Origin of the sequence: Qipengyuania citrea (assembly GCF_024171405.1) — a bacterium.
GTDB classification, from domain to species: Bacteria; Pseudomonadota; Alphaproteobacteria; order Sphingomonadales; family Sphingomonadaceae; genus Qipengyuania; species Qipengyuania profunda.
This window is the reverse complement of the sequence record NZ_JALJZT010000001.1, coordinates 40,100-61,687: the sequence shown is the minus strand read 5'-3', so window position 1 is coordinate 61,687 and position 21,588 is coordinate 40,100. Positions and strand designations below refer to the sequence as shown.

Below are 21,588 nucleotides of genomic sequence, written 5' to 3'. Positions count from 1 at the left end.
TCGGCGCCCGAGTCGCGGGCGGGGAAGACACCATGATATGACAAGAACGACATATGGAATTGCAAGAATGCGCCATTTTTCCTGCTTTCCGTAACGTCACCCCCGAGCTCGCCGCGGGATGACCGGCAGGCCGGACGCTTATTTCAGGCTCACCCGTCCTGCGGCGTGGCGTTCAAGCTGTCCGGCGATCTCCAGTTCGAGCAGCGCGAGCTGCACTGCCGCGGCGGGTGTGCCCGACTGGCGGATCAGTTCGTCCACTGCGACGGGGGCGGCGGTGAGCAGCCCGGCAATGTCCGCGGGTTCGGCCTGGGCAAGGTCTTCGGGCGTGTAGTCGAAGCCATTGGCCGGTTCGCGAAAGGTCGAGCGCGGTTCGCCGGCGAAGGTGCTCAGCAGTTCGGCCACCTCGGCGGGTTCCTGCACCAACACCGCGCCTTCGCGGATGAGGTGGTTGCAGCCGTGGCTGCGCGCCTCGAGCGGGCTGCCGGGGATCGCCATCACCTCGCGCCCCGCCTCGCCCGCGAGCCGCGCGGTGATGAGGCTGCCCGATTTGATCGCCGCCTCGACCACCAGCGTCCCGCCCGCCAGCCCGGCGATGATCCGGTTGCGGCTGGGGAAATGGCTGCCGCGCGGTTCGGTGCCCGGCGGCTGTTCGGCCAGCAGCAGTCCCTCGCTGGCGATCCGCTCCTGCAGATCGGCGTGCTGCGGCGGATAGGCGATGTCGATCCCGCTGGCGATCACGCCGATAGTGTGCGGGAAGGCGCCTTCATGCGCGGCGCCGTCGATCCCGCGCGCCAGCCCCGAAACCACGGTGAACCCCGCCTCGGCCAGCCCGCTGGCGAAATCGCGCGCCAGCTTGACCGCCGCCGCGCTGGCATTGCGCGCGCCGACCATGGCGACGCAGGGCCGCGCGGCCAGCGCGAGGTCGCCGCGCCAGGTGAGGATCGGCGGCGCGCTGTCGAGCTGGCCGAGCAGCGCAGGGTAATCGGGCTGGTCGTGGAACAGGTATTTCGCGCCTGCCTGGCGCACCGCCTCGACCTCGCGCTCCACCGTCTCGGCGGCGGTGGCGCGGTACTGGCGCCCCCCGCGCCGGCCCAGATCGGGCAGCGCCTCGAGCGCCTGCACCGCACTGCCGAAGCGCTGCAGCAGCATGGCATAGCTGACCGGCCCGATATTGGGCGAGCGCAGCAGCCGGATGCGGGCGAACGCCTCGTCCTGCGACAGGGCCGAGGTCGCCGCGCCGGTCATCCCCCGGCAGTGTCCTTGCTGCCGCCGACGCGGGGCTCCTCGCCCCTGGCCAGCCGCGCAATATTTTCGCGGTGGAGATAGATGATCAGCAACGCGATCGCGCCGAGCACGGGGAAGAACTGCGGATGGCCGAACAGCGGCGCGGCGGCCGCCGCCGCGACCACCGCGGCCATTCCGGCAAGCGAGGAAATGCGGAAGATCGCCAAAATGCTGAGCCAGACGAAGGCGTAGGCCAGCCCCAGCGGCCAGGCGAGCCCAAAGGCCACGCCGGCATTGGTTGCCACGCCCTTGCCGCCCTTGAAGCCGAGCCAGACGGGGAAGCAGTGGCCGAGCACCGCCGCGCCTGCGGCAAAGGCCATCGCCACTTCGCCCCACAATTGCCCGGCAATCGTGACCGCGGCGAACCCCTTGAGCAAATCGAGCAGCAGCGTGGCCGCGGCCAGCCCCTTGTTGCCGGTGCGCAGCACGTTGGTCGCGCCGATATTGCCGCTGCCGATGTTGCGCACATCGCCCATGCCCGCGGCGCGGGTGAGCAGCAGCCCGAAGGGGATCGAGCCGATCGCATAGCCGAGCAGCGCCGCCCAGAGCACGGTGGTGGTCATTTCTGCTGGCACGATATACCCCAAGCTACGCCCCGAGCGTCCCACCACCGCAGGCGGGCGTTGCCCCGCGGCCGTTTTTGCGTTCTAGCGACCTAGAAGAAAGTACCGGGTTAGGCCAAGACCCATCTGCGATACCGGCCTGCCAATTCGAACGGATCTGGAGCTTTGGACCAACATTCCCCCATCCTGCTGTTCGATTCGGGTGTCGGCGGACTGACCGTACTGGGCGAACTGCGCGCGCTGCTGCCGCAGGCGCCGGTGATCTACGCCGCGGACATGGCCGGCCTGCCCTATGGCGCAAAGAGCGAAGCGGAGGTGGCCGCGCGAGTCGCCGGGCTGCTCGGGCGGATGGCCGAACGCTACCAGCCGCGGCTAATCTGCATCGCCTGCAACACTGCCAGCACGATCGCGCTGGGCATGGTGCGCGACGTGCTTGAAACGCCGATCGTGGGCACGGTGCCCGCGATCAAGCCCGCGGCGGCGATGACCCGGAGCGGGGTGATCGGTCTGCTCGGCACCGAGGCGACGGTGCGCCAGCGCTATGTCGACGACCTCGAACGGCAATTTGCCCGCGAATGCACGCTGCTGCGGTTCGGCGCGAACAACCTCGTGGCGCTGGGCGAGGCGAAATTGCGCGGCGAAGAGGTCGATATCGACGATGTCGCGCGCGCTGCCTCGGGCCTCGTGCTGCAGGACCATGGCGAGCGGCTCGACACGGTGATCCTGGCCTGCACGCATTTCCCGTTGCTCGAGGCCGAATTGCGCGAGGCCTTCGGCGCGGGCGTCGGCTTCGTCCATGGCGCTGGCGGGATCGCGCGGCGCATCGCCTCGCTCACCGAGGGCCAGTCCTTCGCCCGCAGCGCCCCCGATTTCGCCGTGACGACCGGCGATCTCGATGATTTCAAACGGCTTGCCCCGGCCTTCGCGCAGCTCGGGATCGAGGATTTGCGTCCCTTCTGACTTGCGAGCCACTCGCAAAGATCGCGGTAGCGATTTGCAACGTATTCGATTAGGGCGACCGGCACAGTCAGCCGCGGACGGGCGGTGCAGATACGGGCGAATACGCCAGTGAATTACGACCAGATCTTCGACGAAGCGATTTCCCGGCTGCACGAGGAAGGCCGCTACCGCGTCTTTATCGACATCCTGCGCAACAAGGGTGCCTTCCCCAATGCGCGCTGCTTTGCGGGCCACAATGGCCCCAAGCCGGTCACCGTGTGGTGTTCGAACGATTACCTTGCGATGGGCCAGCACCCCAAGGTGATCGCGGCGATGGAAGAGGCGCTGCACGATGTCGGCGCAGGCAGTGGCGGCACGCGCAATATCGGCGGCAACACGCATTACCACGTCCAGCTCGAAGACGAATTGTCCGACCTGCACGGCAAGGACGCCGCGCTGCTGTTCACCAGCGGCTATGTCTCGAACGATGCGACGCTGTCGACCGTGGCCAAGCTGCTGCCCGGCTGCGTGATCTTTTCGGACGAACTCAACCACGCCAGCATGATCGCCGGGATCCGCAATTCGGGCTGCGAGAAGCGCGTCTTCCGCCACAACGACCTCGCCCATCTCGAGGAATTGCTGGCCGCCGAAGACGAAGCCACGCCCAAGCTGATCGCCTTCGAAAGCGTCTATTCGATGGATGGCGACATCGCGCCGATTCACGAAATCTGCGACCTCGCGGAAAAATACAACGCCCTGACCTATGTCGACGAGGTCCACGCAGTGGGCATGTACGGCCCGCGCGGCGGCGGCATTTCGGAACGCGACGAAGCCGCGCACCGGATCGACATCATCGAAGGCACGCTGGGCAAGGCGTTCGGCGTTATGGGCGGCTATATCGCGGCCGACAAGAAGATCGTCGACTGCATCCGCTCCTATGCGCCGGGGTTCATCTTCACCACCTCGCTCAGCCCGGCGCTGGTCGCGGGCGTGCTGGCCGCGGTGCGCCATCTCAAATCGAGCAACGAGGAACGCGAAGGCCAGCAGGCCGCCGCCGAACTGCTCAAGACCAAGATGCGCGATGCGGGCCTGCCGGTGATGGACAGCGTCACGCATATCGTCCCGCTGATGGTCGGCGACCCGGTCCGCGCCAAGAAGATCAGCGACATCCTGCTCGCCGAATACGGCGTCTATGTGCAGCCGATCAATTTCCCGACCGTGCCGCGCGGCACCGAGCGGCTGCGCTTCACCCCCGGCCCCGCGCATACGCCGGCGATGATGGACGATCTGGTCGGCGCGCTGGTCGAAATCTGGGACCGCATGGATCTGGAACTCGCGCAGGCCGCCTGACCCGGAATGGCAGCACCTGCTGATCCCGATTTCCGCCACGCGCTTCCCCCCGAACTCGAAGCACTGCTCGACAGCGACCCGGCGCTGGCCACGAAATGGCAGGCGCTGACCCCGCTGGCACGCAACGAATGGATCTGCTGGACGATCTCGGCCAGGCAGGAACCCACCCGCGCCAAGCGCCGCGCTCGGCTGCACGAGGAAGTGCTCGACGGGAAGAAGCGCCCGTGCTGCTGGCCCGGATGCCCGCACCGCCGCGCCAGCGCGCGCAAATTCGTCGCTCCCTGAAAGCCGATGCAATCGCGTGCCGCCTGTGGCATGCTCCGCGGCAGGGAGAGAGAATATGGCCACCATTTCCGACCGCGCGACGCGCGATACCGGCACGCTCGACATTCGTCCGCTGACCCCGGCGATCGGGGCGGAGATACTCGGGATCGACCTCGGCAGCGCCGACATTGCCGCGCGTATCCCCGAGATCCGCGCCGCGCTGCTCAGCCACGGGGTGATCTTCTTCCGCGACCAGGACATCACCACCGCGCAGCATATCGCCTTTGCGCGCGCGTTCGGCGAACTGGAAATCCATCCCGCCACGCCGAAGGACCAGCCGAACCGCGAAGTGCTGCGGATCGAGCATGGGCCCAAGAGCCGCGGACAGGAAAACGCCTGGCATTCGGACGTCACCTGGCGCGAAGAACCCTCGCTCGGTTCGATCCTGCTGGCGCGCGAAGTGCCCGATTGCGGCGGCGATACGCTGTTCGCCAATATGCACCTCGCCTACGAGCGATTGTCCGACCCGATGAAGGCCTTCTGCGAAGGATTGACCGCGGTGCATGACATCGCGCGGGTGTTCGCCAAGCGGCTGGGCAAGCGGCCCGAGGAACTGCACGATACCTACCCGCCAATGCGCCATCCGGTGATCCGCACGCATCCCGAAACCGGCGAACGCGCGATCTACGTCAACACCGCCTTTACCTCGCATATCGAGGGGCTGGCGGAGAGCGAAAGCCGCTGGCTGCTCGATCACCTGTTCGCCACCGCCAAGGATGCCGAAATCCAGTGCCGGTTTCGCTGGCAGGCGGGCTCGGTCGCGTTCTGGGACAACCGGGTATGCCAGCATTTCGCCGCGAGCGATTATTTCCCCGCGCGCCGCGTGATGGAACGCGTCACGATTGCCGGCGACAAGCCCTTTTTCACGCCCTGAGCGGCTATCGTAACAGCTTGGTAGGCGAGGCATTCCTCCCTAGATAGCCGCCATGGACGGCCCCGCCCCTGCCCCGCGTGACGAACGCGCCCTCGCGCCGCTGCTGGCGCTTGCCGGGCTGGTGCTGCTGCCGTTCCTGCTGCTCGCGCTGTTCGGGGGGACGCCGGTACCCGCAAGCGACCCGCGGGCGAGCGATGCCCAAGTCGAAACTGCCCCCATGCCGGTGCCCGATCTTCCCGCGACGGGCGACGACACCGTGGTTCTCTCGGATCTACCCGCGGGCGATGCGCAGGCGCGCAATGCAGGCGTGGCGTTCGCCGCGATCGGGCCCGGCAGTGCGTCTCCCTTCGCCTTCCGCGGCAGCGCTGCCGACCGCCTGCGCGCACGCGACTGCCTCGCGCTTGCGGGCATGGCCGAGGCGGGCGGCGGCGATGGCGACCAGCGCGCGGTAATGCAGGTGATCCTCAACCGCGTGCGCCACCCTGCTTTTGCGGGCAGCGTGTGCGGCGTGGTGTTCGAAGGCTCGCAGCGGCCCACCGGCTGCCAGTTCAGCTTTACCTGCGACGGCTCGCTCGCGCGGCGCTATTCCGATGCGGCATGGCGCGCGGCGCGCGCGCGGGCGGAGGCAATGCTCGGCGGCGCGACGCATGCCCCCGTCGGCAATGCCACGCATTTCCATGCCGATTATGTCTATCCGTGGTGGAGCGACCGGCTCGACAAGGTGGCCAAGGTGGGGCCGCACATCTTCTTCCGCTGGCGCGGCTTCTGGGGCAGCCGGCAGGCGCTCTCGGCACGTTATACCGGCGGCGAGCCCGATCCGCTGCGACTGCGCGAAACCGCGCTCGCCACCGCCGCCGCCAATCCGCTGCCCGGCCTGCTGGGCAGCGGCGAGGCGGTGCGCAGCATCACCCGCGACAGCGTGGCGCGTGCCGCGGGCGAGACGCCGCGCGCAGCCGCATCCGCCGGCCAGCCCAGCCGGGGCGCAGGCGTGCATTTCGTCCTCGTATCGCCGGGCGATTCGCCGGGTGCGCTGGTCGACCGGGCGCGCAGCCTGTGCGCGGGCGGCGGCTATTGCCGCGTGCAGGGGTGGAGCGATCCCGCGCAGGTCCCGGCCAGCCTGCCGCTGACCGACAGCGACCGCCGCAGCCTGCGGTTCAGCTTCGCCGCGGCAAATGCCAATGGCGGCGAAGCGGTGTTCTTCGACTGCCGGCTGTTTTCCGCGCCGGACATCGGAACCTGCCTGCCCGCAATCCCGTAGGGGATTTGTCGGCGCTGGCGTGGCACGCTAGTCCTACCGGCAACACTATTGGGAGCGAGACTGAATGAGCGGCAATCCGGACATGACCTATGACGAGGTGGTGATGGGCCGCCGCTCGATCCGCGGCTATCTCGACAAGCCGGTGCCGCGCGCGGTGATCGAGGAAGTGCTGACGCTCGCCATGCGCTCGCCCACCTCGATGAACACGCAGCCGTGGCATTTCCACGTCATCACCGGCGAACCGCTCGACCGGATCCGCAAGGGCAATACCGAACGCATCCTCGCGGGCGAGCCCGACAGCCGCGAGTTCCGCCGCGGCGAACCCTTTGCGGGCGTCCACCGCGAACGCCAGGTCGGTGTCGCCAAGCAATTGTTCGGCGCGATGGGGATCGAACGCGACGACAAGGACAAGCGCCAGGACTGGGTGCTGCGCGGCTTCCGCCAGTTCGACGCGCCGGTTTGCGTCATCGTCACATACGACCGCGAATTGTCGGGGAGCGACGACACGCCGTTCGATTGCGGCGCAGTCACCACCGCGCTGGTCAATGCCGCATGGAGCCGCGGGCTCGGCTGCGTGATCAACAGCCAGGGCATCATGCAGAGCCCCGTGGTGCGCGAACATGCGGGCATCCCCGACGACCAGGTGATCATGAAGGCGGTCGCGCTGGGCTGGCCAGACGAAAGCTTCCCCGCCAATGCGGTGGTGAGCGAGCGCAAGAGCGTGGACGAGGCCGCGCGCTTCGTAGGCTTCGCATGAGCGACCGCTTCGTCGACCTGGGCAGCGGTTTCTGGACCGTCCGCGGCAGCTTTCGCATCGGCGGCTTCTTCGATGTCGGGACGCAATGCGCGCTGGTGCGGCTCGCCAGCGGCAATTTCGTCTTCCTCGACAGCTATACGCTGACCGATGAAATCCGCGCCGAGGTCGACTCGCTGACCGATGGCGGCGCGAAGGTCGAGGCCGTGATCAACCTGCATCCGTTCCACACGCTGCATTGCGACTGGATGCACACTGCCTTCCCGCAGGCGAAGCTGTATGGCACCGCGCGGCATCATGAAATCCTGCCCCACCTGCCGTGGGAAGATGTCCGCTGCGAGCAGGATGCGCTGGCGCAGCTTTATGCCGATGACTTCGCCTTTTCGGTGCCGCGCGGCGTCACGCTGGTGTCCGATGACGACAGCGTCCACTTCTCCTCGGTTCTCGCGCTGCACCGCGCCAGCGGGACGGTGCATGTCGACGATACCTTCGTCTACCTGCGCAAGGGCTTTCCGCTGTCGCTGCTGCCCTTCACCGGCCGTCTGGGCTTCCACCCGACGCTGGCCAAGGCGCTCGAACCGCGCGCGGGCGCGGCGGACCAGTTCCGCGAATGGGCGATCAAGCTCGGCGTCGACTGGGCGGATGCAAAGCGCATTGCCGCCGCACACAATGCGGTGCTGCCGCTCGACCGGAAGACACTGCCCGACCTGATCGGCGAAGCGCTGGGCCGGGTGAAGCCAGTACTCGACGCGCACCGCGCCGAATACGGCTGACCGCTCAGCGCAGGCTCACCACATTGTCGGCGGCGGGGCGCTGGCGGCTGCCGTCGTAGAGGCTCGCCATCGGTTCATCGGTGACCACCACACGGTCGGCAGCGCCGAAGCCGTTGAAATCGGTCTTCATCGCCGCGCCATAGGCGCCGAGCATGCCGATCTCGATGAAATCGCCCGCCTGAATGTCCTCGGGCAGGACGAAGGGGCCCTGCATATAGTCGGCATCGTCGCAGGTCGGGCCGTAGAAGGCGAAATCCATGTCGGGCTTGATGAGGTCGTCCTCGAGCGCGCGGACGGGGAATTTCCAGTCCACATGCGCGGCATCGAACAGTGCGCCATAGGCGCCGTCGTTGATGTAGAGTTCCTCGCCGCGGCGCTTCTCGACCTTGACGATGAGCGAGCTGTATTCGGCGCACAAGGCGCGGCCCGGCTCGCACCACAATTCGGCATTGTAGGCGATCGGCAGATTGTAGAAGTTCTGGTGGATGATCTGGAAATAGTCCTCCAGCGGCGGCGGTTCCATCCCCGGATAGACCGACGGGAAACCCCCGCCGACATCGATCATGTCGATGACCACCGAGGCTTCGCCGATGGCGACGCGCACGCGTTCGAGCGCTTGGACATAGGCAAAGGGCGTCATCGCCTGGCTGCCCACGTGGAAGCACACGCCGAGCCAGTCGGCATGCTGGCGCGCCTGTTGCAGCAGCTGCGGCGCCTCGGTCAGGTCGCAGCCGAATTTCGACGCGAGGCTGAGTTCGGAATATTCGCTCGACACGCGCAGGCGGACGCACAGCCGCAAATCCTGCGCGGGCTCGCCCTCGTCGTCACGGCAGGCGGCGACGATCTTCTCCAGTTCCTCGACCGAATCGAGGCTGAAGGTGCGCACACCGTGCTGGCGATAGGCTTCGCGGATCGCGCTGGGCGCCTTGACCGGGTGCATGAAGCACAGCGTCGCGCCGGGCAGCGTCGCGCGGACCAGCCGCACTTCGGCGATCGAGGCGACGTCGTAATGCGTCACGCCATTGTCCCACAACACCTGCAGCAGGTCGGGCGAGGGATTCGCCTTCACCGCATAGAGCGACTTGCCCGGAAACTTCTCGACGAAGAAACGGGCGGCGCGCGCGGCGGCGTGCGGGCGATTGAGGATGATCGGTTCGTCCGGCTGGAGCGCGCGAACTACGGACCGGGCGTCAGGAAATGTGTGCAACTCAAGGGACCCCCAAAACGGCTAGGTTTCAGACAAGGCTGCCTTGCGGATCGGATCCCCTTGGGGCAGCGGAGCGGCGCACATAAGCGAGATGCGCGATAAAGCAAGCGGAATCGGCCGGTTCGGCCCTGTCTATGTCACTGTATCAAAGGTCGAGCGCGCCTGGCGTTCCATGGCGCGGTCGCAGCATCAGCTCAGCCGGTCGCGGAAGGTGTCGTAGCCGAACTCCTTGACCAGCTCGAGCTGGTCGCTGTCGCTGTCCCAGAGATAGATGCTGGGCAGCTGCACGCCGTTGAAGGTGTTGGTCTTGACCATCGAATAATGCGCCTGGTCGAGGAAGGCGAAACGCTTGCCTACCTCCGCCCCGCCGGGGATCCGGTAATCGCCGATCACATCGCCCGCGAGGCAGGACGGGCCGCCGATCCGCACCGCGGGGACGGCCTCGTCGCTGCTCTCGCCGAGCATGGCGGGGCGATAGGGCGCCTCGATCACGTCGGGCATGTGGCAGGTGGCCGATACGTCGGCGACCGCGACGGGCAGGCCGTTGAAACCGGTATCGAGGATCGTGCCCACCAATATGCCCGCATCGAGCGCCACCGCCTCGCCCGGTTCGAGATGGATTTCGGCGCCAGTGTCGTCCTTCGCATCGCGCAGGAACTCGATCAGCTCCTCGCGCTGGTAATCGGCGCGGGTGATATGGTGCCCGCCGCCCATGTTGATCCACTTGAGCTGGCCGAACCACGGCTCGATCGCGTCGAACACCTTGTCCCAGGTGGCCAGCAGCGGCTCGAAATCCTGCTCGCACAGATTGTGGAAATGGATCCCATCGACCTGCGCCATGATTTCCGGGGTCAGCTGGTCGAGCGGGAAGCCCAGCCGGCTGCCCGGGCTGGAGGGATCGTAACGCGGCACCTCGCCCGTGGGGTGCAGCGGGTTGATCCGCAGCCCGACATCGAAGTCCTGCCCCGCGGCGCGCGCGTTTTCCATGATCAGCGTCGCGCGTTCGAGCTGGCCGGGCGAATTGAAGATCACATGGTCGGACAGGCGGCAGACCTCGTCGAGCTCCTCGGGCTTGTAGGCCGCCGAATAGGTCGCGATCTCGCCGTCGTAGAACTCGCTCGCCAGCCGCGCTTCCCACAATCCGCTCGTGCACACGCCATCGAGATATTCGCCGATGATCGGCGCGGTCGACCACATCGAAAACGCCTTGAGCGCGCTGAACATCTTGATCTCGGCGGCATCGCGCACCTCGGCCAATATCTGGCAATTGGCGCGCAATTTCGCCGCGTCGACGACGAAAGCGGGGCTGTCGACGCGGTCGAGGTCGAATTGCGCAAAGGCGCCCGGATCACCGGCTTTGGTTTCCATAGGGTTCAATTCTCTCTTGAAGTATCGGCCACCAACGCATCGACCTGGCGGGCGATCGAGCGGCGTACGGCGGCAACCTGTTCGGCGCCGATTTCGTTCCATCCCATGATCGCCTGCGACACGCGCCTGCCGCTGGTGAAGGCGATCATGTTGGCGATCAGCAGCAGCGCGTCGAGACGCGCGTCCTCGCTGTCGGGATCGCTGCCGCGCGCGGCGCGGATCAGCTGCGCGGTCAGTTCGGTCCCCGGCTGCCACAGCCGCTCGTAGAGCAGCGCGAAGGCATCGCCCGGCGCGTTCATCTCGCGCGCGACGAACCCCGCCCACAGCGCCGCTTCCTCGCCCATGACCAGTGTTTCGACCAGCGCGTCCATCAGCTGGCGGAGCAGATCGTGCGCAGTGGCGCGGTCGCCCTGCCCCTGCGCAAGGAAAGCGACTGCGGGCGCGGTGGCGGCCGCCATGCCGTCGGCAAAGCGTTCGAGAATCGCCTGCGCGCATTCGAGATAGAGCGCGTCCTTCGACCCGAAATGATAGTTCAGCAGCGGCTGGTTGACCCCGGCTGCGGCCGCGATCGCACGGGTGCTCGCGCCTTCCAGCCCGCTTTCGGCAAAGGCCACGATCGCCGCATCGAGGATGAGGCTGCGCGTCTCGCTGCTCTTGGCATAGGTGCCGCGGTTGGCGGGTGGGGACTGGGCCATGCGCGGCCCATAGGGCAAGCGGCGGGCAAGCTCCATAGCCTGCCCGCGCGGGTTACAGCGCGGGCTTGTACTGGCTCGCGTCGGTGACGAAATCGGCGTGACCGTAGGTCTCGAGCAGCTGCCGCAGCTTGCCCACCAGCCGCCGGTCGGCCCAGTCGCGCGTAGCCGGAATAGCGGCGAGCGCCTTGTACCAGCGGATGTGGCCGTGGACGAAGGCCAGCGCGCACAGCGCCGCCAGCCGGTCTGCGGCACTCATCGTAACGCCCACGCTGGCGGCCAGTTCACGGTCGCCGCCCATGAAATGCTGGATGAAGAACAGCTTCGAAAAACCGCCCTCCATCCAGCGCTTCGCCCCCGCCAAGGCCCCCTCTCCCTGGGTCATCTCGGCGTCCATCGTCGCGCGTAGCAGCGCGCCGCAGGTCTCGGGCTCAAACTCGGCGCGCAGCGTGGCCGAGCGCGTCAGCCACAATTTCTCGATCCCGCGCGGGGTAACGCTCAGCAAATCCTCGGGCAGGCCGAGCAGGAAGCAGCGATAGCGCGCCAGTTCGACCTTGGCGCGTTCTTCGGGGGTGAAGGTTTCGCGGCCGCTGTCGAGCACCTCGCGCGCCATCAGATAGGTGCCGATCAGCCCCGCGGGCATCTGGTCCACCTGCGGAATCGGAATGCCATAGACGCCGACGTCCCATTTGCCGCTGCGCATGATGTTGGCGCGGACCATCGAATGCATCAGCCGGACCTTGGCCGCCGCCTTGAACCCCGCCCCCGAGCGGCGCAGCGCACCGGGCATCAGCGTGCAGGTGAAGAAGCTGCCGGTTTCATAGGCGCGGCGCGAAGCGGTGTTGTTCGACAGCGTGCCGGTCAGCGCCATCGGCAACGCGCTGTATTTGTTCATGAAGGTCGCGATGAAGGCGCCGCGCAGCACGAAGGGGGTCAGGTGGACATGCGCATTGCGCTCGGTTCGCGCGCCCTGCTCGACCAGTTCCATGTCGAGCCACTCGGGCGTCGCCTCCATCGCGGCGATGAAGGCACACAGTTCGGGCGGCGCATCCTCAACCGTCTCGAGGCCCCCGTCGCAGGCGCGGTCGAGCATATCGACCAGCGCCCGGAAGCCGTATTGGGGCATCAGCGCGGCATAGGCATCCGCCGTGCGGTCGCCGGTCATCGTATAGGCGCGAATGGTGGCGAGGCATTCGCTGTCGGCGAGCAATTCGGCCCGGCGCGAGGCGAAGCGCGCGGGCATCTCGACCTGGTCGGCAAGATCGGTGGAGAAGCGTTCGGGCAGCCGCGTGAAATCGACCGAGCCATAGATCGCGGGGATCGCCTCGCGCTGCGCCACTACCTCGGGCGAAAAGGCTGCGGGTACGGGTTCGAGCGGTTCGACGTGCGCAAGCGTGGCCATGAAGCGGCTCCCTTCACGCGCCAATTTATATCACTCGATCAAATCGTCAACCCGTTGCGGGATTCTGGCCGCAAACTCGCGGCATACCGCCAAGGAAAACGGGGCGGAGCAGCGCTTGCTGCCCCGCCCCGCCGGGAATTCGCGATCCGCTCAATCATCCTTGTCGGGACGATAGACCAGCGCCCGCACGGGGCCTTCGTAGGAGAACCCGCGCGACATCATCCGTTCCTGGCCGCTACGCCAGTTGGAGGCACCGAAGCCCGTGTAGACGGTGGTGGTCGACGTGTTCGACACGATCGTATCGTGGCTTTCGCCGACCGGTTCGGGATCGACGGTGACCAGCCCATACCGCTCGTTTTCCTGCGGTACGAACTGGATCGACAGCAGCCCGGGGCGGAACATGTACTGGTCGCGGCGGAAGCTGCGCGTTTCGGCACCGGCGGCATCGAGCAGCACGACCTTGGGCGACAGCACCCGCTCCAGTTCGAGCACCGAACCGATCTCGACCATCTTGGCGTGCGCTGCATCGGGGAGCGCGAAGACGAGATACGGCGCTGCCACCGCGCCGCGCCGCAGGCACGCGCCATTACCGGCGAGATGGGCATCGACCGTCCAGATCGCCTTGTCCTTTTCAGGCGTCAGGCCGATTGCCCCGGCCGTATCGACCACAGTCGGGCAATCGGGCCGATCATAGGCCAGCGTCGGCGGAATGGCCGGTGTGGTCGTGGTGCAGCCACCCAGAAGGGCGGCTGCACCAAGCGCGATAAACAGGTTCCTGTTCATGGCCCCGCCTAGCGCATCAGCCGGACGGCGGTGTCCGCCACCCGCCTCAGCGCATCGTCGATCCCGGCGGCCAGCCGCTCGGGCTGCGTGATCATGTCTTCGCGGTTCTCGAACACATAAGCCGGGTTCGCAGCGATGGTCACCACACCGGCCTGCGCATCGACTCCGTTGTAGACGATACGGTTTTCCATCAGCGTCTTGCCGGTCAGCGCATCGACCATCTTGACCTCGGCGGAGACCGTCGGGCGCCAGTTCTGGTTGCCCGCATTGACATAGCCATAGGCGGTGACGTTGAAATCGACCAGCGCCTGGGTGCCCTGCGGCGCGTCCGGATAGTCGCTGAGGAGTTCGCGCTTTTCGCGATCCGGTCCGGCCAGCATGACCGCGGCGATGCCGCTTTGGGCCAGCGCCGAGACGAGATAGCTTTCGAAATTCGCTTCGGGTGTGTGGTTGACGCTGTCGAGTGCTTCGTTGACCCGGTCACGGCGCGAGGCCTGGACCCCGGCGTCAATCAACCCGCCGATCAGCCCGAAATTCCCCATTGTCGACGCGGCTTCGTATGCGACCGCGTCTTCGGGCAGCGTGTCGTCGACGATGGCGACCGAAGTAACGGGTGCGGCAGGCGCGGTGTACGGCGTGCCGACATAGGGCTTGGCGCAGGCAGACAGCCCCAGCAGCGCGACGGCCGCGACGGATTTCTTCATGGAATTGTGACCCCTCAATGATCCCGGACGGGAGACCCGCCCAGTTGTCCGAACAGACGACCCGGGGCTACAAAGAAGCGAAGTCCGGCGTCAACAACGCCCGCAGTCCAGCGCGACTAAGTGGCTGATGGTGGCAGCAAAGACACTTCAAAAAGCGTTACCGCCACCCTCGCCTGTTGCAGTCGACCGCGATCAGAACCCGACCGGGCCGTCCAGCTCCTTCACCTGCCACGGCAGGCCGTGCGCGTTGAGCATGTCCATGAACGGATCGGGGTCCATTTCTTCCATGTTGAACACGCCCTCGCCGGACCACTTGCCGGTGAGCATCATCGCGCTGCCGATCATGGCGGGGACACCGGTGGTATAGGAAACCGCCTGGTTGCCGGTTTCCTCGTAAGCCGCTTCGTGGCTGCAGATATTGTTGATGTAGAAGGTCTTCTCGCCCGATCCGTCGAGCGCCTCGCCGGTCGCGATCACGCCGATATTGGTGTTGCCCTTGGTGGTTTCGCCCAGCGATTCGGGCTTGGGCAGCACGGCGGCGAGGAACTGCAGCGGGATGATTTCCTTGCCCTGGTACTTGACCGGGTCGATCCGCGTCATGCCGACATTCTGCAGCACGGTCAGGTGCTTGATGTATTCATCGCCGAAGGTCATCCAGAAGCGCGCCCGCTCCATCTCGGGGTTGAACTTGGCGAGGCTTTCGAGCTCCTCGTGATACATCATGTACATGTTCTTCGGGCCGACCGCCTCGAAGTCGAACTCGACCTTCTTGCCCATCGCGGGGGTCTCGACGAACTCGCCGTTTTCCCAGTGGCGCGAGGGCGCGGTGACTTCGCGGATGTTGATTTCAGGATTGAAATTGGTGGCGAAGGCCTGCCCGTGATCGCCGCCATTGCAATCGAGGATATCGAGCTGGCGGATGGTCTTGAGCTTGTGCTTCTTGAGCCACATGGTGAAGACGCTGGTGACGCCGGGATCGAAGCCCGACCCCAGCAGCGCCATCAGCCCGGCATCCTTGAAGCGGTCGTGATAGGCCCACTGCCAGTGGTATTCGAACCGCGCCTCGTCCTTGGGTTCGTAATTGGCGGTGTCGAGATAGGATACCCCGGCTTCGAGACACGCATCCATGATCGGCAGGTCCTGGTACGGCAGCGCCAGATTGACCACGAGGCTCGGGCCGACCTTCCTGATCAGATTGACCATCGCCGGGACTTCCTCGGCGTCGATCTCGTAGGTCGCCACATCCTGCCCGGTGCGCTCCTTCACGCTCGCGGCGATGCTGTCGCACTTGCTCTTCGTGCGGCTGGCAAGGTGGATGTCGCCGAAGATATCGGCGTTCATCGCCATCTTGTGGACGCAGACCGAGCTGACGCCGCCCGCACCGATCACCAGGACTGTGGACATGGGTAAACCTCTTTCGTGGAATTTCGAATCTTGCGCGCCCCCTAGCGAAATGCGCTACAGGGGCCAAATGATCCGAGACGATATGCGCAAACCGACCCGCGAAGGCGTTCTCGCCGCGGCCGCCTCCATTGCCGAATTGCTTCCGCCGACACCGCTGCTGCCGGTCGAGGTCGGCGGCGTGCGCTGCCATGTGAAGGCGGAAAGCCTGCAACCGATCGGCGCATTCAAGATCCGCGGCGGCTGGTGGCGGCTGTCGAACCTCGACGCGGCGGAGAGGGCGCGCGGCGTGGTCGCGGTATCGTCGGGCAATCACGCGCAGGGCGTCGCCTGGGCGGCGCGGCGGCTGGGGATCGCGGCGGCGATCGTCATGCCGCGCAATGCGCCCACGGTGAAACTGGAAGCGACCCGCGCGCTGGGCGCGGAGATCGTGCTATACGACCGCCCTGGCGAGGATCGCGAGGAAGTCGCCGCGCGCGAGGTCGCGTCACGCGAGGCGACGCTGGTCCATGCCTTCAACGATCCGTGGGTGATCGAGGGCCAGGGCAGCGCGGGCATCGAGATCGCGGCACAGCTTGGCCGCGCGCCGTCGCGCGTGGTCGTCTGTTGCGGCGGCGGCGGGCTGTCCGCCGGGCTGGCTCTCGCCTGCCCCGACAGCGCGATCCATGTGATCGAACCGCAGGGCTGGGACGTGGTCGGGCAAGCGCTCGAAGCCGGCGAAGTCGTACGCGCGGTCAATCCGCCCGTCACCATCTGCGATGCGTTGCAGCCCGATGCCAGTGCGCCGGTGGTGCTGTCGGTGTTGCAGGGCCGCGCGCAGCCCGGTGTGGTCGTGACCGACGAGGAAGTCCGCGCGGCCCAGCGCTTTGCCTTTGCCAAGCTCAACCTGGTGGTCGAACCCGGCGGCGCGGCGGCGCTGGCGGCAGCGCTCTCGGGCAAGGTCCCGGTCGACGCGGATACGGTCATCATGGTGACCGGCGGCAACACCGATGCGGCGAGCTTTGCTAAGACGCTGAACGCCTAGCACCCGACACCGTCACGAGAGCGACACGCACGCGCCCTATTGGCGTCGGACGATCGTAACTCTCGGGACGTGACACGCATGGTGGCAGTGGCAAAGCGGATCATCGACGATGCGGTGGTCCGCAAGGATGCGAAAGCGGGCGACAAGTTGCTCGACAGGGCGTTCGCGCTGGCCTTCAAGGGGCTGGTCTATGCGCAGATCTGGGAAGACCCGGTAATCGACATGGAAGGGCTGGAAATCGGCCCCGGCATGCGCGTGATGTGTATCGCCAGCGGCAGCTGCAACGCGCTGTCCTATCTCACCGCCGACCCTGCCGAAGTGGTCGCCGTCGATCTCAACCGGGCGCATGTCGCGCTGGGCAAGCTCAAGATCGCGGCAATCCGCAACCTGCCCGGCTACGACCGCTTCCGCCGCTTTTTCGCCGAGGCCGATCACCAGGAAAACCGCGCGATCTACCGCACGATGATCGCGCCGCACCTGGACGCGGAAAGCCGCAAATACTGGGAAAGCCGCGACCTTACCGGGCGCAAGCGGATCAGCCATTTCACCCGCGGAATCTACCGCCAGGGCCTGCTGGGCGGGTTTATCGGCATCGCGCATCTCGCGGCCAAATTCTACCGCATCGACCTCGCCCGCGTGCTGAGGGCCGAAACGCTGGCGGAGCAGCGCGCGATTTTCGAGGCCGAGCTGGCCCCGGTGTTCGACAAGGCATTCGTGCGCTGGCTGACCGATCATCCCGCCTCGCTGTTCGGCCTCGGCATCCCGCCCGCGCAATACCAGGCGCTGGCGGGTGACGAGAAGATGGCGGTGGTGCTCAAGCGGCGGCTGGAAAAGCTCGCCTGCGATTTCCCGGTGGATGACAATTACTTCGCCTGGCAGGCCTTTGGGCGCGGTTACGACCGCACCGTGGGGGCCCCGCTGCCGCCCTATCTCCAGCGCGGCAATTGGCCGGTGATGCAGCAGCGGATCGGCCGGCTCGATATGCGCCATGCCAATATGGTGGATTACCTCGCCGGGAGCGATGCGGGCAGCCACGACCGCTATGTCCTGCTCGATGCGCAGGACTGGATGGACGACCGCCAGCTCAACCAATTGTGGGCGCAGATCACCCGCACTGCCCGTCCCCGCGCGCGCGTATTGTTCCGCACCGCGGCCGAGCCGAGCCTGCTGCCCGGACGGCTGGCAGACGATCTGGCGACGCGCTGGACCTATCACGCACAGAGATCCGCCGACCTCACCGCGCGCGATCGCTCGTCGATCTATGGCGGCGTGCATCTGTACGAATTCGCCGGATGAGCGAGGCGGGGACAGCCAGCCAGGCGGCGCTGATGGACGGGATCTACCGCGGCCAGCGGCATATCTACGATATGACGCGCAAATATTACCTGTTCGGCCGCGACGGGCTGATCGAACAGCTCGCGGCGCCCGATGGCGCGACCGTGATCGAAATCGCCTGCGGGACGGGCCGCAACCTTGGCGCGATCAAGCGCCGCTGGCCGGGCACCGCGGTTCACGGACTCGATATTTCGGCGGAAATGCTCAAGAGCGCGCGCGCCGCGCTGGGCACCGGGGCGCGGCTGGCGCAGGGCGATGCCTGCCGCTTCGATGCCCCCGCGCTGTTCGGGCGCGGCGGCTTCGACCGGGTGGTGCTGTCCTACGCGCTGTCGATGATTCCCGATTGGGAGCGCGCGCTGCAACAGGCCGCACGGCTCGTCGCTCCCGGCGGATCGCTGCATGTGGTCGATTTCGGCTCGCTCGAGGCGATGCCCGCGCCGCTCGCGCAGGGCTTGCGCGGCTGGCTGGCACGGTTCCACGTCAGCCCGCGTGCCGATTTGCACGAGGCATTGCTCCGCGCCTGCACGATCAACGCGCTCGATTGCGAATTCGAGACCGCACGGTGGGACTATTTCCAGCGCGCGACTCTGCGCCGCCCGCCCGCTAGGTTGCAATTGACAATCCACCGCGGGGCCAGCACTCTTGCCCGATAAGGGTCAAAGGGGAGAATCCACACATGCTAGCCCAGATGCTCGCACCCGCGGCGGTGCTGATCGCGTGGTCGTTACTTATCCTGTTCTGGATGGCGCTGACGCGCCTGCCCGCGCTGAGCAAGGCCGGCGGGCTCGGCGCTGCCAAGCCGGGCGGCCGGGGACAGGATCTTGAGGGAGTGATCCCCGACAAGATCAATTGGAAATCGCACAATTACGCGCATCTGATGGAACAGCCGACGCTGTTCTATGCCGCCAGCGTGATCATCGCGCTGCTGGGCGCGAGCGCGCTCGATACGGTATTCGCGTGGATCTATGTCGCGCTGCGGATCGTCCATTCGATCTGGCAGGCAACCGTCAATGTGGTGAAAATCCGCTTCCTGCTGTTTATCGCGTCGACGATCGCGCTGATCTACCTCGCTTATCGCGCGCTTGCGCTGACGCTGTTCCACGATCCCAGCCTCGTGCTGGCCTGACGGAGACTATCCGATGATTCAATCGCAAATCCTCCAGCCCATCGTCGTGCTTGTTGTATGGACGATGATCATGTGGCTGTGGATGTACGCCACCCGTATCCCGGCGATGTCGCAGGCGGGGATCGACCCCAATGACGCGCGCCGGACCAAGTCGCTGGACGAGACGCTGCCCGCAGAGGTCCAGTGGAAAGCGCATAATTACAACCATCTGCACGAAGCACCGACGGTGTTTTATGCGGTTGCGCTGGTGCTGGCGATGATCGGCGCGGGCGACGGCATGAACGCGCTGATCGCGTGGATCTATGTCGGGCTGCGGATCATCCACTCGCTGGTCCAGGTGACCGCGAATGTGGTGATGGTGCGCTTCGTGCTGTTCGCGCTGTCGAGCGTCGCGCTGATCGCGCTGTCGGTCAATGCCGCGATGTTGGTGTTCGGCACCCCCATGTAAGCCAACACCAAGTCATTGCGAGGAGCCGCAGGCTCCGCGGCAATCCATCTTCCGGCGTAGCAACTCGCTGCAAGGTCGGTTGATGGATTGCCTCGCCGGCGGCTCGCAATGACTGTGTAGAGAGCTTATTCCGCCGCCTCGGCTTCATGCGCGTGGCCGTCGGCGTCGATCTCCAGACCCGCGATGAAGCGCTCGGCATCGAGCGCGGCCATGCAGCCCATCCCCGCGGCGGTGACCGCCTGGCGATAGACGTGGTCGGTGACATCGCCCGCGGCGAAGACGCCCGGAACATCGGTCTTGGGCGATCCTGCCTCGGTTAGCAGGTAGCCGCCCTCGTCCATCGGCAGCTTGCCCTTGAACAGTTCGGTCGCGGGCGCATGGCCGATCGCGACGAAGGCGCCATCGACTTCGAGCATGCTGTCTTCACCGGTCTGCGTATCGCGCAGATTGAGGTGCCCCAGCGCGCCGGTGGGGCCGGCTTCGAAGCTTTCGACCGCCTTGTTCCAGATCACGCTGATCTTGGGGTGGTTGAGCAGGCGCTCCTGCAGGATCTTCTCGGCGCGCAATTCGTCGCGGCGGTGGATCAGCGTGACATCGTCCGAATGGTTGGTGAGGTAGAGCGCTTCCTCGACCGCGGTATTGCCGCCGCCGATCACCGCGACCTTCTTGCCGCGGTAGAAGAACCCGTCGCAGGTGGCGCAGGCGCTCACGCCCTTGCCGCCCAGTTCCATCTCGCCCGGCACGCCCAGCCACTTGGCCTGCGCGCCGGTGGCGATCACCAGCACGTCGGCGACATATTCGTCGCCGCTGTCGCCAGTCGCTGTAAAGGGCGAGCCGTTCGATACGTCGACATCGACGATCGTGTCCCACATCATCCGCGTGCCGACATGTTCGGCCTGTTTCTGCATCTGCTCCATCAGCCACGGGCCCTGGACGACATCGGCGAAGCCGGGATAGTTCTCGACATCGGTGGTGATGGTCAGCTGACCGCCCGGCTGCAGCCCCTGCACCACGATCGGTTCCATCATCGCGCGCGCCGCATAGATGGCGGCGGAATAGCCCGCGGGGCCCGAGCCGATGATGAGCATCTTGGTGCGATGGGTAGCCATGTCGTCAATTTCCGTCAGTCTGAAGGGGTGTTCGCGGTTATATGGGAAGCCGCAGCCGCAGAGTCACGCCACGAAGCGGGCGATCAGCGCCTCGCGCAGCGCGTCATCCACACCTATCGCGGCTTCGAGATAGGTGTCGAAGCTGCCGTGCCGCTCGGTCGCGATCTCGAGATAGCGGTCGAGATATTCCTCGCGCACGCCGAGCAGGTCCTTCGCCGCGCCTTCGTCGAGCTTGCGGCCCAGCCGCGCCTCGATCCCGGGGAGCGATTGCCGCGCGAGGACGTCGAAGGTCGGGCTGTCGTTGGTGCGCAGGAATTCGCGCCGCTGGTCTTCCTCGGCCACGCCGAGGATGTGCAGCAGCATGGTCGCCGCCACGCCGGTGCGGTCCTTGCCGGCATAGCAATGGACGAGGCTGGCACCCTCGCGCTGCGCAAGGATGGTGAGATAGCGACCGAACATGTCGATCATCGCCGGGTTGTCGGGCATGCGCGTGTAAACCGCCAGCATGCGTTCGCGCGCGAAATCGGCGGCGCTGGTGTCGGGGCCGATATCCATATGCGGCGGGCTGGAAGTGGTTTCGCCTTCATAGAACAGCACCTGCCCGTCGAACCCATCGACCCGGCGGCAGGGATTGGCCGCACGCTCGCTTTCCCCGCGCAGGTCGATGACCGTGTGGATGCCCAGCGGGGCGATCGCGGCGAGATCCTCTTCGGTCGCCTCGACATGGTGGCCCGAGCGGAACAGCAGCCCGGTGCGCACCTGCCCGCCCCCGCGCGTGCGCCAGCCGCCGTAATCGCGGAAATTGTGGATGCCCTGCGTCTCGAGAAATGGTTCGCGAATCATGCGCGCGACGGTGGCAGCGCGGCAGGG

At 66.3% G+C, this 21,588-nt stretch carries 23 protein-coding genes; 12 read left to right on the top strand and 11 right to left on the bottom strand.

Features of this window, described 5'->3' with window-relative positions; all coding sequences use genetic code 11:
• Positions 1–138 precede the first annotated feature (138 nt).
• Complete coding sequence (dprA, locus tag J2S32_RS00295) at positions 139–1,245, bottom strand: DNA-processing protein DprA (protein ID WP_253515005.1); 1,107 nt, start codon at positions 1,243–1,245, stop codon at positions 139–141.
• Positions 1,242–1,847 carry a glycerol-3-phosphate 1-O-acyltransferase PlsY gene (gene plsY, locus J2S32_RS00290; RefSeq protein WP_253515004.1) on the bottom strand — a complete coding sequence of 202 codons (606 nt, stop codon included), beginning with the start codon at positions 1,845–1,847 and terminating at the stop codon, positions 1,242–1,244. The genes dprA and plsY overlap by 4 nt, the downstream gene beginning before the upstream one ends.
• A gap of 165 nt (positions 1,848–2,012) precedes the next feature.
• On the opposite strand from plsY, the gene murI reads away from it, so the two are divergent.
• The 7 genes from murI to J2S32_RS00255 all read left to right on the top strand — a co-directional run bounded on the left by murI (position 2,013) and on the right by J2S32_RS00255 (position 8,119).
• The gene (gene murI / locus J2S32_RS00285) at positions 2,013–2,807 is read left to right on the top strand and encodes a glutamate racemase (RefSeq protein WP_253515003.1); all 795 of its coding nucleotides are present in this window, start codon (positions 2,013–2,015) and stop codon (positions 2,805–2,807) included.
• Positions 2,808–2,915: 108 nt separating this feature from the next.
• Complete coding sequence (gene hemA / locus J2S32_RS00280) at positions 2,916–4,136, top strand: 5-aminolevulinate synthase (protein WP_253515002.1); 1,221 nt, start codon at positions 2,916–2,918, stop codon at positions 4,134–4,136.
• Positions 4,137–4,142: 6 nt separating this feature from the next.
• Positions 4,143–4,421: a YdeI/OmpD-associated family protein gene (locus tag J2S32_RS00275; protein ID WP_253515001.1), complete on the top strand. Its 279-nt coding sequence runs from the start codon at positions 4,143–4,145 to the stop codon at positions 4,419–4,421.
• A 55-nt stretch (positions 4,422–4,476) separates the two neighbouring features.
• Positions 4,477–5,334 (top strand): TauD/TfdA dioxygenase family protein, encoded by an 858-nt coding sequence (locus J2S32_RS00270; protein ID WP_253514999.1) that lies wholly within the window; start codon positions 4,477–4,479, stop codon positions 5,332–5,334.
• A 52-nt stretch (positions 5,335–5,386) separates the two neighbouring features.
• Complete coding sequence (locus J2S32_RS00265; RefSeq protein WP_253514997.1) at positions 5,387–6,592, top strand: cell wall hydrolase; 1,206 nt, start codon at positions 5,387–5,389, stop codon at positions 6,590–6,592.
• A 64-nt stretch (positions 6,593–6,656) separates the two neighbouring features.
• Entirely contained in the window at positions 6,657–7,349 is a 693-nt protein-coding gene (locus J2S32_RS00260) for a nitroreductase (RefSeq protein WP_253514995.1), read from the top strand.
• Positions 7,346–8,119 carry a hypothetical protein gene (locus tag J2S32_RS00255; RefSeq protein WP_253514993.1) on the top strand — a complete coding sequence of 258 codons (774 nt, stop codon included), beginning with the start codon at positions 7,346–7,348 and terminating at the stop codon, positions 8,117–8,119. Before J2S32_RS00260 ends, J2S32_RS00255 begins: the two co-directional genes overlap by 4 nt.
• A gap of 4 nt (positions 8,120–8,123) precedes the next feature.
• Here the strand turns inward: J2S32_RS00255 and J2S32_RS00250 are convergent, their stop codons facing one another.
• From J2S32_RS00250 to J2S32_RS00220, 7 genes are all read right to left on the bottom strand, one after another.
• On the bottom strand, positions 8,124–9,326 hold the full coding sequence (locus tag J2S32_RS00250) for a type III PLP-dependent enzyme (RefSeq protein ID WP_253514991.1): 1,203 nt from the start codon (positions 9,324–9,326) through the stop codon (positions 8,124–8,126).
• A 189-nt stretch (positions 9,327–9,515) separates the two neighbouring features.
• Positions 9,516–10,694, bottom strand: coding sequence for a carboxynorspermidine decarboxylase (locus tag J2S32_RS00245; RefSeq protein ID WP_253514989.1), 1,179 nt, complete (start codon positions 10,692–10,694; stop codon positions 9,516–9,518).
• 5 nt (positions 10,695–10,699) lie between these two features.
• A complete protein-coding gene (locus J2S32_RS00240) occupies positions 10,700–11,389 on the bottom strand; it encodes a CerR family C-terminal domain-containing protein (RefSeq protein WP_253514986.1) in 690 nt (229 codons plus the stop codon).
• 52 nt (positions 11,390–11,441) lie between these two features.
• Complete coding sequence (locus J2S32_RS00235; protein WP_253514984.1) at positions 11,442–12,788, bottom strand: oxygenase MpaB family protein; 1,347 nt, start codon at positions 12,786–12,788, stop codon at positions 11,442–11,444.
• A 150-nt stretch (positions 12,789–12,938) separates the two neighbouring features.
• Positions 12,939–13,571 (bottom strand): hypothetical protein, encoded by a 633-nt coding sequence (locus tag J2S32_RS00230; RefSeq protein ID WP_253514982.1) that lies wholly within the window; start codon positions 13,569–13,571, stop codon positions 12,939–12,941.
• A gap of 8 nt (positions 13,572–13,579) precedes the next feature.
• Positions 13,580–14,275, bottom strand: coding sequence for a hypothetical protein (locus tag J2S32_RS00225; RefSeq protein WP_253514980.1), 696 nt, complete (start codon positions 14,273–14,275; stop codon positions 13,580–13,582).
• A 192-nt stretch (positions 14,276–14,467) separates the two neighbouring features.
• Entirely contained in the window at positions 14,468–15,679 is a 1,212-nt protein-coding gene (locus J2S32_RS00220; protein ID WP_253514978.1) for a saccharopine dehydrogenase family protein, read from the bottom strand.
• Between the two features lie 67 nt (positions 15,680–15,746).
• On the opposite strand from J2S32_RS00220, the gene J2S32_RS00215 reads away from it, so the two are divergent.
• The 5 genes from J2S32_RS00215 (at position 15,747) to J2S32_RS00195 (ending at position 19,609) form a co-directional block, all read left to right on the top strand.
• The gene (locus tag J2S32_RS00215; RefSeq protein ID WP_253514976.1) at positions 15,747–16,700 is read left to right on the top strand and encodes a threonine ammonia-lyase; all 954 of its coding nucleotides are present in this window, start codon (positions 15,747–15,749) and stop codon (positions 16,698–16,700) included.
• Positions 16,701–16,778: 78 nt separating this feature from the next.
• Positions 16,779–17,996 (top strand): DUF3419 family protein, encoded by a 1,218-nt coding sequence (locus tag J2S32_RS00210; RefSeq protein WP_253514975.1) that lies wholly within the window; start codon positions 16,779–16,781, stop codon positions 17,994–17,996.
• Positions 17,993–18,688, top strand: a complete 696-nt coding sequence (locus tag J2S32_RS00205) for a class I SAM-dependent methyltransferase (RefSeq protein ID WP_253514974.1) — start codon at positions 17,993–17,995, stop codon at positions 18,686–18,688. The genes J2S32_RS00210 and J2S32_RS00205 overlap by 4 nt, the downstream gene beginning before the upstream one ends.
• A 23-nt stretch (positions 18,689–18,711) precedes the next feature.
• Positions 18,712–19,161, top strand: a complete 450-nt coding sequence (locus tag J2S32_RS00200; protein ID WP_253514973.1) for an MAPEG family protein — start codon at positions 18,712–18,714, stop codon at positions 19,159–19,161.
• A 13-nt stretch (positions 19,162–19,174) separates the two neighbouring features.
• Positions 19,175–19,609 carry an MAPEG family protein gene (locus J2S32_RS00195; RefSeq protein ID WP_253514972.1) on the top strand — a complete coding sequence of 145 codons (435 nt, stop codon included), beginning with the start codon at positions 19,175–19,177 and terminating at the stop codon, positions 19,607–19,609.
• A gap of 125 nt (positions 19,610–19,734) precedes the next feature.
• On the opposite strand, the gene trxB is transcribed toward J2S32_RS00195, so the two are convergent.
• A complete protein-coding gene (gene trxB, locus J2S32_RS00190) occupies positions 19,735–20,718 on the bottom strand; it encodes a thioredoxin-disulfide reductase (RefSeq protein WP_253514971.1) in 984 nt (327 codons plus the stop codon).
• Between the two features lie 63 nt (positions 20,719–20,781).
• Positions 20,782–21,561 (bottom strand): tyrosine-protein phosphatase, encoded by a 780-nt coding sequence (locus J2S32_RS00185; RefSeq protein ID WP_253514970.1) that lies wholly within the window; start codon positions 21,559–21,561, stop codon positions 20,782–20,784.
• Positions 21,562–21,588: the final 27 nt, after the last annotated feature.

Excerpts from the sequence above, each read along its gene's own strand:
- J2S32_RS00260 (WP_253514995.1), top strand. The coding sequence starts at position 6,657 with ATGAGCGGCAATCCGGACATGACCTATGACGAGGTGGTGATGGGCCGC.
- dprA (WP_253515005.1), bottom strand. The coding sequence starts at position 1,245 with ATGACCGGCGCGGCGACCTCGGCCCTGTCGCAGGACGAGGCGTTCGCC.
- J2S32_RS00245 (WP_253514989.1), bottom strand. The coding sequence starts at position 10,694 with ATGGAAACCAAAGCCGGTGATCCGGGCGCCTTTGCGCAATTCGACCTC.
- J2S32_RS00220 (WP_253514978.1), bottom strand. The coding sequence starts at position 15,679 with ATGTCCACAGTCCTGGTGATCGGTGCGGGCGGCGTCAGCTCGGTCTGC.
- J2S32_RS00185 (WP_253514970.1), bottom strand. The coding sequence starts at position 21,561 with ATGATTCGCGAACCATTTCTCGAGACGCAGGGCATCCACAATTTCCGC.
- J2S32_RS00195 (WP_253514972.1), top strand. The coding sequence starts at position 19,175 with ATGATTCAATCGCAAATCCTCCAGCCCATCGTCGTGCTTGTTGTATGG.
- J2S32_RS00225 (WP_253514980.1), bottom strand. The coding sequence starts at position 14,275 with ATGAAGAAATCCGTCGCGGCCGTCGCGCTGCTGGGGCTGTCTGCCTGC.
- J2S32_RS00270 (WP_253514999.1), top strand. The coding sequence starts at position 4,477 with ATGGCCACCATTTCCGACCGCGCGACGCGCGATACCGGCACGCTCGAC.
- J2S32_RS00200 (WP_253514973.1), top strand. The coding sequence starts at position 18,712 with ATGCTAGCCCAGATGCTCGCACCCGCGGCGGTGCTGATCGCGTGGTCG.
- J2S32_RS00235 (WP_253514984.1), bottom strand. The coding sequence starts at position 12,788 with ATGGCCACGCTTGCGCACGTCGAACCGCTCGAACCCGTACCCGCAGCC.
- J2S32_RS00215 (WP_253514976.1), top strand. The coding sequence starts at position 15,747 with ATGATCCGAGACGATATGCGCAAACCGACCCGCGAAGGCGTTCTCGCC.
- J2S32_RS00205 (WP_253514974.1), top strand. The coding sequence starts at position 17,993 with ATGAGCGAGGCGGGGACAGCCAGCCAGGCGGCGCTGATGGACGGGATC.
- J2S32_RS00265 (WP_253514997.1), top strand. The coding sequence starts at position 5,387 with ATGGACGGCCCCGCCCCTGCCCCGCGTGACGAACGCGCCCTCGCGCCG.
- J2S32_RS00210 (WP_253514975.1), top strand. The coding sequence starts at position 16,779 with ATGGTGGCAGTGGCAAAGCGGATCATCGACGATGCGGTGGTCCGCAAG.
- J2S32_RS00275 (WP_253515001.1), top strand. The coding sequence starts at position 4,143 with ATGGCAGCACCTGCTGATCCCGATTTCCGCCACGCGCTTCCCCCCGAA.
- J2S32_RS00240 (WP_253514986.1), bottom strand. The coding sequence starts at position 11,389 with ATGGCCCAGTCCCCACCCGCCAACCGCGGCACCTATGCCAAGAGCAGC.
- J2S32_RS00255 (WP_253514993.1), top strand. The coding sequence starts at position 7,346 with ATGAGCGACCGCTTCGTCGACCTGGGCAGCGGTTTCTGGACCGTCCGC.
- J2S32_RS00230 (WP_253514982.1), bottom strand. The coding sequence starts at position 13,571 with ATGAACAGGAACCTGTTTATCGCGCTTGGTGCAGCCGCCCTTCTGGGT.
- plsY (WP_253515004.1), bottom strand. The coding sequence starts at position 1,847 with ATGACCACCACCGTGCTCTGGGCGGCGCTGCTCGGCTATGCGATCGGC.
- trxB (WP_253514971.1), bottom strand. The coding sequence starts at position 20,718 with ATGGCTACCCATCGCACCAAGATGCTCATCATCGGCTCGGGCCCCGCG.